The sequence below is a fragment of the Kribbella endophytica genome, assembly GCF_054781295.1.
Map to the genome: position 1 here is coordinate 478,704 of NZ_BAAGUR010000003.1, position 13,052 is coordinate 491,755.

Below are 13,052 nucleotides of genomic sequence, written 5' to 3' on the forward strand. Positions count from 1 at the left end.
ACTTATGACTGAACTGGAACGACACCAGTACGACGTCGTCGTGATCGGGGCCGGCGGCGCCGGTCTGCGTGCGGCGATCGAGGCCCGCGAGCAGGGCAAGCGCACCGCGATCGTGTGCAAGTCCCTGTTCGGCAAGGCGCACACCGTGATGGCCGAGGGCGGCTGCGCGGCGGCGATGGGCAACGCGAACTCCAACGACAACTGGCAGGTCCACTACCGCGACACGATGCGCGGCGGGAAGTTCCTGAACAACTGGCGGATGGCCGAGCTGCACGCGCAGGAAGCCCCCGACCGGGTCTGGGAGCTGGAGACCTACGGCGCGCTGTTCGACCGGACGCCGGACGGCCGGATCAGCCAGCGCAACTTCGGCGGCCACTCCTACCCGCGGCTCGCGCACGTCGGCGACCGGACCGGGCTGGAGCTGATCCGCACCCTGCAGCAGAAGATCGTTTCCCTGCAGCAGGAGGACTTCCAGGCCACCGGCGACTACGAGGCCAACCTCAAGGTGTACGCCGAGTGCACGGTCACCGAGCTGCTGAAGGACGGCGACGCGGTCTCCGGTGCCTTCGGCTACTGGCGTGAGTCGGGCCGCTTCATCCTGTTCGACGCACCCGCGGTCATCCTGGCCACCGGCGGCGTCGGCAAGTCGTTCAAGGTCACCTCGAACTCCTGGGAGTACACCGGAGACGGGCACGCCCTGGCGATGCGGGCCGGCGCGACGCTGATCAACATGGAGTTCATCCAGTTCCACCCGACCGGCATGGTCTGGCCGCCGTCGGTGAAGGGCATCCTGGTCACCGAGTCGGTCCGTGGTGACGGTGGGGTGCTGCGCAACTCCGAGGGCAAGCGGTTCATGTTCGACTACGTGCCGGACGTGTTCCGCGCGCAGTACGCGGACACCGAGGAAGAGGCCGACCGCTGGTACAAGGACGCCGACAACAACCGGCGCCCACCGGAGCTGCTGCCCCGCGACGAGGTCGCCCGGGCGATCAACTCCGAGGTCAAGGCCGGTCGCGGTACGCCGCACGGCGGCGTGTTCCTGGACGTGTCGACCCGGCTCCCGGCCGAGGAGATCACCCGGCGGCTGCCGTCGATGCACCACCAGTTCAAGGAACTGGCCGACGTCGACATCACCGCCGAGCCGATGGAGGTCGGTCCGACCTGCCACTACGTGATGGGCGGCGTCGAGGTCGACCCGGACACCGCGTCGTCCGTCGTACCGGGACTGTTCGCGGCCGGTGAAGTTGCCGGAGGCATGCACGGGTCGAACCGGCTGGGTGGCAACTCGCTGTCCGACCTGCTGGTGTTCGGCCGGCGGGCCGGCATGGGCGCCGCGATGTACCTCGACTCGCTCGGGGACAACCGGCCGAAGATCTCCGAGGCCGACATCGACGCGGCGGCGGCCGAGGCGCTGGCGCCGTTCGAGCTGGAGGGTGGGGAGAACCCGTACACCATCCACCAGGAACTGCAGCAGTCGATGAACGACCTGGTCGGCATCATCCGCAAGGCCGAGGAGATGGAGCAGGCGCTGTCGCGGCTGGCCGAGTTCCGCGGCCGGATCGCGAAGATGACCGTCGAGGGGCACCGGCAGTTCAACCCCGGTTGGCACCTCGCGCTCGACCTGCGCAACATGCTGACCGTGTCCGAGTGCGTCGCCAAGGCGGCGCTGGACCGTGAGGAGTCCCGCGGCGGTCACACCCGCGACGACTTCCCGGGCATGAACGCCGAGTGGCGCAAGCTGCTGCTGGTCTGCCGCCTGAACGCCGACGGCAGCGTCGACGTGTCGAAGAAGGACCAGCTCCCGATGCGGGACGACCTGCTCGAACTGTTCGAGCTGGACGAGCTGTCGAAGTACCTGACCGAGGAGGAACTGCCGGCATGACCTACAAGGGCAAGTTCCGGGTCTGGCGGGGTGACGCCGAGGGCGGCGACCTGCAGGACTACGAGGTCGACGTCAACGAGGGTGAGGTCGTGCTCGACGTCATTCACCGTCTGCAGGCCACGCAGACGCCGGATCTCGCGGTCCGGTGGAACTGCAAGGCGGGCAAGTGCGGGTCGTGCTCGGCCGAGATCAACGGCATGCCGAAGCTGATGTGCATGTGCCGGATGAACACGTTCGAGGAGGGCGAGACCGTCACGGTCACGCCGATGCGCACCTTCCCGGTGATCCGCGACCTGGTCACGGACGTGTCGTTCAACTACCAGAAGGCGCGGGAGATCCCGTCCTTCACGCCGCCGGCCGACCTGAAGCCCGGTGAGTACCGGATGCAGCAGGTCGACGTCGAGCGGTCGCAGGAGTTCCGCAAGTGCATCGAGTGCTTCCTGTGCCAGGACACCTGCCACGTGATCCGGGACCACGAGGAGAACAAGGAGTCCTTCTCGGGCCCGCGCTTCCTGATGCGGATCGCCGAGCTGGACATGCACCCGCTGGACGCGGCCGACCGCCAGCACGAGGCCCAGGACCAGCACGGCCTCGGCTTCTGCAACATCACCAAGTGCTGCACCGAGGTGTGCCCCGAGCACATCAAGATCACCGACAACGCGCTGATCCCCATGAAGGAACGCGTCGCCGACCGCAAGTACGACCCGATCGTCTGGCTCGGCAACAAGATCCGCCGCCGCGCCTGACCTGATCACCCCAGCAACCCCCGGCCCGCACCACGGCCCCGGGGGTTGCTGCGTTGTAGGGGAGTTGGTGGGTTGGTGCGCGCCCCCGAACGCTTCGCTGCGCTCGCTCACGATCTCCCCTCACCACCTCCTCCCCCTCCGGGCCGGAGGGGCGGTCAGGGTTGGCTCACTCCTGTGGGGGAGGTCGCTCACCTGTGTGGGTGAGACATTCGCCACGTTCTGTCTTCTAGGGTGCTCGGCATGGACGTTCTGGTGATCGGGCTGGTCAATCTCGTCATCTTCATGGTGATCTTCGTGCCGGTGTCGCAGCGGTTGCTCGGGGTGCGGTTCGGGCTCGGGCGGATGGCGATCGGTGCGTTCCTGACCCTCGTCATCTTCAGCCCCTTGATGAACGCCCTGGTCGGCCCAATGCCCTGGACCGGCTCGAACGGCGCGGCCGTCGCCTACCTCAGCCTCACCGCGCTCTGCTCGATGCTGGCCGGCCTGATCTTCCTCGTTCTGTCGGAGGCCCTCGTCCCGACCGGCTCGCTCCCCCGCGTCCGCGACCTGCGTCGCGACGTCGGCGGCCGGATCGCCCGCACCCGCCGCTACCTCCAGATCCTCCGCATCGCCGTACGCCGTGGGCTCGGCCCCTACCTCCGCGGCCGTCGCCGCCCCGGCCGCGAGGACGCCGCCGGCCAAGCCGACCTGGCTCGCTCCCTGAGACTCGCCCTCGACGAAGCCGGCGTCACGTTCGTCAAGCTCGGCCAGGTCCTCTCCACCCGCAGCGACGTCATCCCCGCCTCCGTCGCCGACGAGCTCAGCCGCCTCCAGGACCAGGTCTCCCCCGCCCCCTGGCCCGAGATCGAGCAGGCCCTCACCGACGAGCTCGGCGCCCACCCCCAGCAGATCTTCCAGGACTTCAGCACCGAACCCCTCGCCGCAGCCTCCGTCGCCCAGGTCTACACAGCCCGCCTCGCAGACACCGGTACGGCGGTTGTCGTGAAGGTCCAGCGCCCCGGCATCACCGCCCTGGTCGAGCGCGACCTCGACATCGTCCGCCGCCTCGCCCGGATGCTCGAGCGCAACACCGACTGGGGCCGCTCGATGGGCGTGCGCGCGCTCGCCGAGGGGTTCGCCGACGCGATGCTGGAGGAGCTCGACTTCACCGTCGAGGCCGGCAACATGACCACCGTCGCCGCCGGTCAGGCCGTCGTCGCGAACGCCGACGTCGTCGTACCGGAGCTCTACCCGCGCCTGTCCACCCACCGCGTCCTCACCATGCAGCACCTCGACGGGGTCGGCCTCGGCAACGCGGCCGCCGTACTGGCCGAGCGTGGGCAGGACGGTGCTCAGCTCGCGCGCGTCCTCTTCGACTGCCTGCTGAGCCAGGTCGCGATCGACGGCGTGTTCCACGCGGATCCGCACCCGGGCAACTTCCTGCTGCTCACCGACGGGCGGCTCGGCATGCTCGACCTCGGCTCGGTCGGCCGGCTCGATCCGTCCACCCGCGAAGCCCTCCAGCGCTTCCTGCTCGGTGTCGACCACGGCGATCCGGTCGCCGCGACGGACGCGTTGCTCGAGATCGTGAACCGTCCCGACGTCGTCGACGAGCAGGCCCTGGAACGCGCGGTCGGCCAGTTCATGGCCCGCCACCTCGGCGCGGGCGCGGCCCTCGGCCCGGCGATGTTCAACGACCTGTTCCGCATCATCACCGCGCACGGCCTCGGCGTCCCGCCCGAGGTCGCCGCGGTCTTCCGCGCGCTGGCAACGATCGAGGGCACCATCTCGCGGCTGTCCCCCGGCTTCGACCTGATCGCCGCGTCCCGCCGGTTCGCCGCCGCGCACGTGACCGACCGGCTCGCTCCGGATGCCTTACGCCGGACGGCGACCGAAGAGCTCGCCACCCTCCTACCGATGCTCCGCAGGCTTCCGAGAAGGATCGACCGCATCGCCGCCGCGGCCGAGTCGGGGCGGCTCGGGCTCAACGTCCGCCTCTTCGCCGACGAGCGCGACCGGCGGCACTTCACGACGATGCTGCACCAGGCCCTGCTCGCGATCCTCGGCGCGACAGCCGGTGTGATGGCCGTCCTCCTGCTCGGTACGCCGGGCGGCCCGCGGGTCACCGACTCGATGACGTTGTTCCAGCTGTTCGGCTACAACCTGCTGGTGATCTGCGCGGTGCTCGTACTCCGCGTGCTGGTGCTGATCTTCCGCCTCCCCGACGCCCGCCGCAGCAGTTGACTTCAAGCGAGCTTGAACCTTGAGGATGAGGCGCATGTCCCAGGATCAAGCAGTGCACGCCCCACCCCGCCTGTTCGGCCGCGAGCACCTCGCGCTCGTGCTCGGCGTGGTCGGTTTGGTCACCCTCGGCGCGTTCGAGAACCGCGCGGTCGGTACGGCGCTGCCGACGATGGTCCGCGAGTTCGACGCGCTCGGCAGCTTCGGCCTGGCCAACGCCGCCCCCAACGCGTCGTACCTGGTGTCACTCGCGATCGCCGGACTGTGGGCGGACCGGCGCGGACCGGTCGCCGCACTGCGAGCCGGCGCGATCATCTTCGCGGTGGCGCAACTGCTGGTCGGTACGGCGCAGTCGATGCCGATGGTGATCGGCGGCCGGCTGCTGAGCGGCTTCGCCGAGGGCCTGCTCGATGTCGCCCTGATGGTCCTGGTCGCGCGGGCGCTTCCCGCCGTACTGCGGCCGCGGATGTTCTCGCTGTTCGCGGCGATGTGGATCCTGCCGTCGGTGGTCGGTCCGGTGGTGACCGGGCTGGTCACCGAGCAGGCGGGTTGGCGCTGGGTGTTCCTCGGCGCGTTGCTGCTGCTGGTTCCGAGCTGGCTCTGTCTCCGCCCGGCGCTCCGGATGCTCGCGCACGCCGAGAAGCCTGCAGCGGACCCGAAGGAAGCCGACGCACTGAAAGCCTCAAAAGCCTTACTCCCTTGGGCATTCGCCGCCTCGGTCGCACTCTTCACCCTCACCTGGGCCGGCGACCAACTCGAGGCCCACCCGACAACGGCCTGGATCACGATCCCGATCAGCCTCGCGATCCTCGGCGTCGCTGCCGTACGGGTGATGCCCGCAGGCACCTTCACCGCCCGCCGCGGCTTCCCCGCCGTGGTCGCCGTCCGCGGCCTCGGCGGCGCTGCCTTCGCTGGAGCCGGCGCCTACCTCCCCTTGTTGCTCACGGTCCTGCATGACTTCAGCCCGTCCCGCGCCGGCGTCACCCTGTCGATCACCGGCGTCAGCTGGGCCCTCGGCTCCTGGCTGCAGGGCCGCGACCACGGGTTCGACCGCCTCACCGTCCTCCGCACCGGCCTGGCCCTGATGACCGTCGGCATCGCCGGTACGTCGTTGCTTGCCTGGACCAACAACACCTGGGCCGGCCTGATCTGCTGGTCGATCGCCGGCGTCGGCATGGGCCTCAACTCCTCCAGCGTCTCGGTCCTCACCCTCGACCTGTCCGACGCGACCAACTCCGGCCGCAACAGCAGCAGCGCCCAGATGGCCGGCACGATGAGCATCGCCGCCGTCTTCGCCCTCTTCGGCACCCTGCTCGCCGTCAACGCCGACCACCCCACCGGCTGGGTCTTCGGCGCCATCATCACCACGTCCGCCGTCCTGGCCCTCCTCGCCCTCCTCACCTCGGCAAAGGTCCCGCGGTTGCAGCGCTAGAGTGTGCGGCATGGCTGAGCTGCTGACGGATGACCAGATCAACGCGGCGATCCGCGACCACCTCCCGGAGTGGAAGGTGCAGGACAACGCCCTCGTCCGCAGCGTCAAGAAGGACTCGTTCCTGGACGGGATCCGGCTGGTCGCGACGGTCGCGCAGCTGGCCGAGTCGATGAACCACCACCCGGACATCGACATCCGCTACACCACGATCACCTTCCACGTCTCCAGCCACGACGCCGGCGGGATCACCGACGACGACCTGGTGCTGGCCCGGCACATCGACACCGCCGCGGGCTGACCTACCCGAAACCGTCATCCGGAAGTTGCTTACCTGTTAACTAGATCGGGCGAAAGTTTCCGCCCGATCGCGTTGGGTCCAGGCATGACTTCTTCCGTACGACGACCGCGCGTCGCCGTGGCCGGTGCTGTGCTGCTGGCCGCGATCGCCGGTCTCAGCCTCGCCCCGGCCGGCGCCAGCGCCGCAGGCAGCCTCACCCTGCCCCTGGGCGACCAGGACCTCACCGAGACCCGCAGCGCCCAGACGCTGACCGCCGGCGTCACGCTGACCAGCATCCGGCGCGGCACCGAGCCGGCGCCGGCTGACCAGATCAACACCACCACGCGGGGCCCGTACTCGATCAAGGTCCTCACGATCGACCCCGCCAAGGCGAAGGGCTACGTCAAGGCGACGTACGGCCCGGACCTGGCCAGGACCGAGAAGACCACCGCCCTGGTCACCGGCGCGGGCGCGCTGGCCGGCGTGAACGCGTCGTTCTTCACCTTCACCGCCAGCCAGCTGTACCCGGGCGAGCAGGTCGGCCTCGGCCTGTTCGGCGGCAAGCTGCTGAGCGAGCCGCTGGCCGACCCGGCCGAGACGAACTTCCTGATCGACGCCAAAACCAGCAAGGCGCTGATCGGTCACCTGAGCTGGACCGGCACCGTGACGAACAAGAAGACCAAGGCCACGCTGCCGCTCGAGTTCGTCAACCACCCGCCGGTCGTCCCCGCCGCCTGCGCGACGCTGACCGCGCAGACCGACTGCGCCGTACCGGGTGACGTCTCGCTGTTCACGCCCGAGTTCGCCGCCGCGACGCCCGCCGGTGCCGGTATCGAGGTCGTGCTCGACCAGCGCGGCTGCGTCGTACGGACCGCCACCACGCGCGGTACGGCGCTGGCCGCCGGCCAGACCTCGATCCAGGCCACCGGCCAGGACACGATCAACCTGTTCCAGGCGCTCGCCGGCGGTTGCGTCACCACGGCACTGGCCGTGAAGGACGAGAACGGCAAGAAGGTCGCCCTCAAGGACAGCCTGTACGGCGTGACCGGGCGCGGCCTGCTGGTGCGTGACGGCAAGGTCGTCGAGCAGCCGACCGGCGGCAGCTTCAACGACCGCAACCCGCGGACGCTGGCCGGTACCACCAAGGACGGCAAGATCGTCTTCGTCACCATCGACGGCCGCCAGACCACCAGCGTCGGCACCACGATGACCGAGTCCGCGGCGCTCGCCAAGGCCCTCGGCCTGCGCGACGCGATGAACCTCGACGGCGGCGGCTCCACCTCGATGGCCGTCAACGGTGCCCTCGTCAACCACCCCGGCGGCGCCGAACGCGCCGTCGGTGACGCGCTGGTCTACATCGACTCCAAGTACCAGGGCTGATCCTGCGAGGACTGCGCCGACCTCACACCGGTTGGCGCAGTCCGAGCACGGTCCCTTCGGGATCACGCACGTAAGCGACCCACCCCTGCCCCGGGATCTCCTGCACGTCCCCGACGACCGCCCCACCGGCCGCGACCACCGCCGTACGGGTCGCCTCCAGGTCGTCCACCTGCAACCACACGATCGCCACCTGCCCCTGCTGCCCCCGGCTCATGATCGCGCCGTCGATCCCGTCGCCGGCACCGGTCGCCGCCAGCAAGTAGTCGTCGGCAAACGGCGACGCCTCGCTCTCCCACCCGAAGGCAGCGCGATAGAACTCCGCCGCCTTCTCAGGATCGGCCGAGGTCAACTCCACATGAATGATCCGTCCCATCCCGTGAGTGTGCCTGCTACCCGCCAGACGGGTCTTGGACGGATCTCTCATGCATCAGGGCAGCGATCCCGTTGCTCACCGCGCGGAACGACGAAGCGCTGACCCCCGTGTACCGCTTGAAGTCCCGCGCCGCGTGCGCCTGGTCGTAGTACCCGTGCAACGCGGCGAGCATCGCGGTCCCGTCCGCCGGGCCGTCGAGCAGCCCACCGGTGAAGTGGAAGAACCGGACGATCTCCCCGAACTGCTTCGGCCCGACCCCGACCAACTCACGGAACCGCCGGTGCAGCGTGCTGTACGGGACGTCGAGCGCCCGCGCGAGCTCCGCGACCGGCAACGTCCCGCGGGATTCCTCGATCATCCGCACCGCGCGCTCGGCCACAGTGAAGTCGACCGGCCGCAGTCGAGGAGCCAACCAGTCCGCCAGCACCGCGGCACGCGCCGGACCGAACTCGCACGACCGCAAGTGATCCGCCAACTGTTCGGCAGTCCCCGGTCCCAGCCAGGTGTCGAGCGACAGCACCTGATCGACGAGCTGCGTCGAGGTCAGCGCGGCGAGACCCCACGGCTTCAGCTCGACGCCGACGTAGCTCGACGGACCCGCCTGACTGAGGACGTGCGGTCGCGTCATCACCCCGAACAGGCAGCCGTCGTTGGGCCACGTCGCGCCGCTCACCGGATCGTGCCGCTGCCCCGGAGTCCCCAGCGCGACCACTAGCGCGGGACGGCCGTTGGGGATCAGGATCTGGTCGGCCGCTCCGTCGCCCTCGACCATCCAGTAGTGCTCGACCACCTCGCGCTGCGGCAGCGGCGGCGGGAAACGCAGGTAGGCGACCACGACCCCACGATATGACCGGTTCCCGTCATGTCGTACGTCTGCCAGAGTCAGCACTGGCTCGTACGGCGCGCCGCCGCGTAGATCTGTGGGCATGCTCATCCACGGACTCGCCGCCCTGCTCATGATCCCGGTCAGCTCGCCCGGGTGGTTCTGGAACGTGCCCCAGTGCGACACCGTGTACGGCGACGGTGGTGTCACCTTCTCGGCCGACGACGGCGCGCGGCTCGCGCCGACCAAGCAGAAGCTGCAGCGGGTCACCTACGCGAAGGTCGCGACGCTGCACGAGCCGAACGTGCTGATCGCGATCGGCCGGCAGTCGATCCAGCGGTCGGCCGATGCTGGTTGCAGTTGGCAACAGATCGACAAATCGCCGGACGACCTCGCGACGTACGACGTCACAGCGGGCCCCGGCAGTACGGCGTACGTGCACAGCGTCAACGACCAGCCGATCCACCGGGTCGACGGCACCCGCGTCAGCACCGTCCAGGGCCCGACGCCGGGCAACGGGATCGCCGCACTGCACGCAGGGCAAGGGATTCTGCGGGTGCTCGGTGGGGACGGGCAGGTCTTCGGATCGATCGACGACGGCGTCACCTGGAGACCCCAAGGCAAAACACCGGCCCGCGATTTGTTCGTGTACGACGCGGTGATCGACCCGACCAACCCCGACCACATCGTCGCCGGGGTGATGTCCGACGGCGTCTACACGACCTTCGACGGCGGCCGGAGCTGGACTCGCGCCGCGCCTGTCGAGCGGGTCAACGCGTTCAGCGTCGCTATCTCCCCAGCGAACCCGCAGCGGGTCTGGATGGAGGGCTACGACCGGGACGCGAGTACCCGGTTCCTCTGGCAGTCCGACGACGGCGGCCGCAAGTTCCGGCCGGTGCTCGACGAGTCGCAGGCCACGCTCTACAACGGCAACCGGCTCTGGCCGAGCCCGGTCGACCCGGATCTCCTGTACTTCGCCTACGGCACCTCGTTCGCGAACTACGGCGCGGACCTGTACCGCTTCCGCACGTCGACCGGCGAGCTGACCAAGCAGCACAACACCTTCGACGGCATCCCCGGCCTGGCCTTCAACCCCGCCGACCCGAGCATCCTCTACCTGGGCCTGGCCGAAGAACGTTGACCGGCATCCGCGAACGGTGGTGAGGATCTGACATCCTGGACCGGTGACGACTGCTGACGAGTACCGCCTGCTGGGTTTCAGTGCCGAGGACCAGGCCGACGCCGAGAAGCTCGACGTCGACCCGGTTCTGGTGGCCGACTTCGCCGCGCAGCTACGCACGGCGATCGGTGGCGTCCCGGTGGAAGGTGAGCTGAAGACCCCCGACGACCCGCTGGTCTCGCTCGCGGCGTACCTGGAGACCCTGCCGGACATCCGCCGCTACCACCAGGAGCGCGGGGTCAGCGACGAGATCAGCTGGGCCAGCCTGGCCGACCTCGGGCAGCAGCTGAAGGTCAACCGGCGCACGCACGGCACGTTCGGCCTGGAGACCCACTCGTGGGTCGCGACGTACTGGACCGGCGCTCTGTACGCGCTGGGCCGGCTGCAGTTCCTGATCCACCCGGTCCCGGACTCGCACCCGGTGCCCGGCGTCGAGCCCGGCGAGTGGGTGCTCGGCGCGCACATCCCCGCGACCGGCCCGCTGACGCCGGAGTCCGTGGACAACAGCATCCACCAGGCCCGCGCGTTCTTCGCCGAGCACTTCCCCGAACACCCGGTGAAGACCGTGACGCTCGGTTCCTGGCTGATCGACCCCTACCTGCTCGACCACCTGCCGCAGGAGTCGAACATGGTCCGCTTCGGCCGCCGCTTCACGCCGTACGGCGAACCGCAGGACTCCCAGGACAGCGCGATCTTCTTCACGTTCCGCAGCCACGACCTCGGCAAGCTCGACGAGTTCCCGCAGGACACCACGCTGCAGCGGCTGATCGTCGAGCGGATCAAGTGCGGCGGCACCTGGCAGACGGCTTTCGGCTATCTCGATCTGTGAGGCGGCTCAGCCTTTGGGTACGCCGTACTTGGTCAGCCAGGCGATCAGCTCGACGTTGCTCACGCACTTCACGTCCGGCTGCTTGCACGTCTCCTTGACGAACGTGGTCAGCGAGTCGGAGTAGACGCTGTTGTTCCACCGGTTGAAGTGGTTGCCCAGGAACAGCGGCGGGTTGTTCCCGGCGCGCGACCGCGCCAGCGCCTGCCGGTACGTCGCCAGAACCTGCGCCTTCAGCTTCGGCGCGTGCGCGGCCGGCGCCTTCTTGGCCTTGGTCTGCGCGTACCAGAGGTTGTAGTCCATCGTCAGCGTGCTCTTGTGCGTCCCGGCCAGGTCGACGGACTGCAGCGGGAAGTCCCAGACGCCGTCCTCCTTCTTCGGCCACGCGATGTAGCCGGGCTCGGAGGCGTCGTACAGCATCCCGCGCTGGCGCATCACCTGCCGGTACGCCGGCCGGTTGCCCTCGAGGCACGGCGTGCGCATGCCCTTCACCGTCGCCGGGTCAAAGGGCGCCGCCAGAGTCTTGCCGGCGGCCAATGTCGGCCCGGTCTCGACCATCGTGTCGAACGCGTCGAGCTCGGCCTTCCACTGCGTGGCGGACCAGCGGTCGATCCCGTTCTTGCCGCAGAAGTGGCCGTTGGCGTGGGTGCCGATCTCGTGGCCCTCGGCAATCGCCTGCCGCAGCACGGTCGCCCGCGCGATCGCCTTCGGCGCGTCGGCCCAGCCGATGTCGGACGCGCCGGGCTTCTTGTACGGCGGTTTGTAGTCGGTCTTACGCGCCTCGGGGTACAGGTACGGGCCGGACAAGAAGAACGTCATCCGCGCGTCGACCTGCTTGGCGACCGTGCGCCAGTGCGACCAGAGCGCGAGGTCGCCGGCCCCGTCGAAGGAGACGACGACGAACAGCGGTGGTTTGCCGTTCGCCAGCTTGGCCGGGAAGGACCTGGTCACCGGCGCCGCGGCGGGCGGCTTCACGCCCGGCGTCAGCGTGGTCGACGGGTCCGGCTCGTTCGGCGTACTGGATGGTGGTTTGCCGGACGGACTCGACGAGCCTTCCGGCGCGGTGTCCGCGCATCCGGCGGCCAGCGCCGCCACCACCGCCGTCGCTGCGATCAGTCGTTGCCGCCTCAGCATGCCTCGACCACGACCTGGACAGTTCCCCAGAGCTTTGCCCCCGTCATACAACTACTGACGCACGAGCACCCGATCCAGTTGGCCCGGAACACGCGACCGGCGCGAAAGCGTCCGGATAGTCGTTACTCGGCCGCAACCTTCGCTGCTTTGCGGCGGCCGACGACCCGCCGGGTGGTCTCCAGCACCAGCCCGATCGTGAAGGCCAGGCCGAGGCTGAACGCGAGCGCCTTCAGCGAGTCGTGCGCGAACGCGTCGCCGCCCAGGTACCCGAGCAGTGCGACGTACGTGTAGGCCACGGTGACACCGGCGGCCGTGAACAGCACGAACTTGCGGAACGAGTACGCCGTCGCGCCCGCGGTCAGCGTCGCGACCATCCGCGCGCCGGGGATGTAGCGCACGGTCATCAAGATCAGTCCGCCGCGCGTGTGCAGCGCCGTGCTGACCTTGTCGTACATCGCCTGCCGGGCCTCTCTCCGGCGCATCCAGCGCCGCAGCGCCGGACCGGAGCCGCGGCCCAGGAAGTAGCAGACGCACTCGCCGATCACCGAGCCGACCATCGCCAGCACGATCACGAGCAGCAGGTTCTGGTGACCGGCCGCGGCCGCCATCCCGGCCGTCACGATCAGTCCTTCGCTCGGGATCACCGGGAACACGGCGTCGACCAGGGCCGCGAGGAACAGGACGAGCAGCAGCCAATGCGACGCCATCGCGATGCTGAGCAGCTCTCGGGCGGCGTCCATCAACTCGGTCACGACCCCGAGCATGCCATCCGGAGTCAA

The 13,052-nt window shown here is 69.3% G+C and carries 12 protein-coding genes; 8 read left to right on the forward strand and 4 right to left on the reverse strand.

Going from position 1 to position 13,052, the window contains the following annotated elements:
• Window positions 1-4: 4 nt before the first annotated feature.
• The 6 genes from ACYVIO_RS28495 to ACYVIO_RS28520 all read left to right on the forward strand — a co-directional run bounded on the left by ACYVIO_RS28495 (window position 5) and on the right by ACYVIO_RS28520 (window position 7,937).
• Window positions 5-1,882, forward strand: a complete 1,878-nt coding sequence (locus ACYVIO_RS28495; protein WP_460653984.1) for a fumarate reductase/succinate dehydrogenase flavoprotein subunit — start codon at window positions 5-7, stop codon at window positions 1,880-1,882.
• Window positions 1,879-2,628: a succinate dehydrogenase/fumarate reductase iron-sulfur subunit gene (locus tag ACYVIO_RS28500; RefSeq protein ID WP_460653985.1), complete on the forward strand. Its 750-nt coding sequence runs from the start codon at window positions 1,879-1,881 to the stop codon at window positions 2,626-2,628. The genes ACYVIO_RS28495 and ACYVIO_RS28500 overlap by 4 nt, the downstream gene beginning before the upstream one ends.
• Before the next feature lie 240 nt (window positions 2,629-2,868).
• The gene (locus ACYVIO_RS28505; protein ID WP_460653986.1) at window positions 2,869-4,851 is read left to right on the forward strand and encodes an ABC1 kinase family protein; all 1,983 of its coding nucleotides are present in this window, start codon (window positions 2,869-2,871) and stop codon (window positions 4,849-4,851) included.
• Between the two features lie 34 nt (window positions 4,852-4,885).
• A complete protein-coding gene (locus tag ACYVIO_RS28510) occupies window positions 4,886-6,280 on the forward strand; it encodes an MFS transporter (RefSeq protein WP_460653987.1) in 1,395 nt (464 codons plus the stop codon).
• 10 nt (window positions 6,281-6,290) lie between these two features.
• Window positions 6,291-6,578 carry a 4a-hydroxytetrahydrobiopterin dehydratase gene (locus ACYVIO_RS28515; protein WP_460653988.1) on the forward strand — a complete coding sequence of 96 codons (288 nt, stop codon included), beginning with the start codon at window positions 6,291-6,293 and terminating at the stop codon, window positions 6,576-6,578.
• 84 nt (window positions 6,579-6,662) lie between these two features.
• Window positions 6,663-7,937, forward strand: coding sequence for a phosphodiester glycosidase family protein (locus ACYVIO_RS28520; protein ID WP_460653989.1), 1,275 nt, complete (start codon window positions 6,663-6,665; stop codon window positions 7,935-7,937).
• Window positions 7,938-7,959: 22 nt separating this feature from the next.
• On the opposite strand, the gene ACYVIO_RS28525 is transcribed toward ACYVIO_RS28520, so the two are convergent.
• Window positions 7,960-8,310 (reverse strand): VOC family protein, encoded by a 351-nt coding sequence (locus ACYVIO_RS28525; protein WP_460653990.1) that lies wholly within the window; start codon window positions 8,308-8,310, stop codon window positions 7,960-7,962.
• Between the two features lie 16 nt (window positions 8,311-8,326).
• Window positions 8,327-9,145, reverse strand: a complete 819-nt coding sequence (locus ACYVIO_RS28530) for a DUF6597 domain-containing transcriptional factor (protein ID WP_460653991.1) — start codon at window positions 9,143-9,145, stop codon at window positions 8,327-8,329.
• Window positions 9,146-9,236: 91 nt separating this feature from the next.
• Between ACYVIO_RS28530 and ACYVIO_RS28535 the strand changes: the two genes are divergently transcribed.
• Together ACYVIO_RS28535 and ACYVIO_RS28540 are read left to right on the forward strand one after the other, a co-directional pair.
• Window positions 9,237-10,274, forward strand: coding sequence for a WD40/YVTN/BNR-like repeat-containing protein (locus ACYVIO_RS28535; RefSeq protein WP_460653992.1), 1,038 nt, complete (start codon window positions 9,237-9,239; stop codon window positions 10,272-10,274).
• Window positions 10,275-10,317: 43 nt separating this feature from the next.
• Window positions 10,318-11,142 (forward strand): acyltransferase domain-containing protein, encoded by an 825-nt coding sequence (locus ACYVIO_RS28540; RefSeq protein WP_460653993.1) that lies wholly within the window; start codon window positions 10,318-10,320, stop codon window positions 11,140-11,142.
• Between the two features lie 6 nt (window positions 11,143-11,148).
• On the opposite strand, the gene ACYVIO_RS28545 is transcribed toward ACYVIO_RS28540, so the two are convergent.
• Both ACYVIO_RS28545 and ACYVIO_RS28550 read right to left on the reverse strand, forming a co-directional pair.
• Window positions 11,149-12,273: a polysaccharide deacetylase family protein gene (locus ACYVIO_RS28545; protein WP_460653994.1), complete on the reverse strand. Its 1,125-nt coding sequence runs from the start codon at window positions 12,271-12,273 to the stop codon at window positions 11,149-11,151.
• A 122-nt stretch (window positions 12,274-12,395) separates the two neighbouring features.
• The gene (locus tag ACYVIO_RS28550; protein WP_460653995.1) at window positions 12,396-13,025 is read right to left on the reverse strand and encodes a DedA family protein; all 630 of its coding nucleotides are present in this window, start codon (window positions 13,023-13,025) and stop codon (window positions 12,396-12,398) included.
• Between the last annotated feature and the right edge of the window lie 27 nt (window positions 13,026-13,052).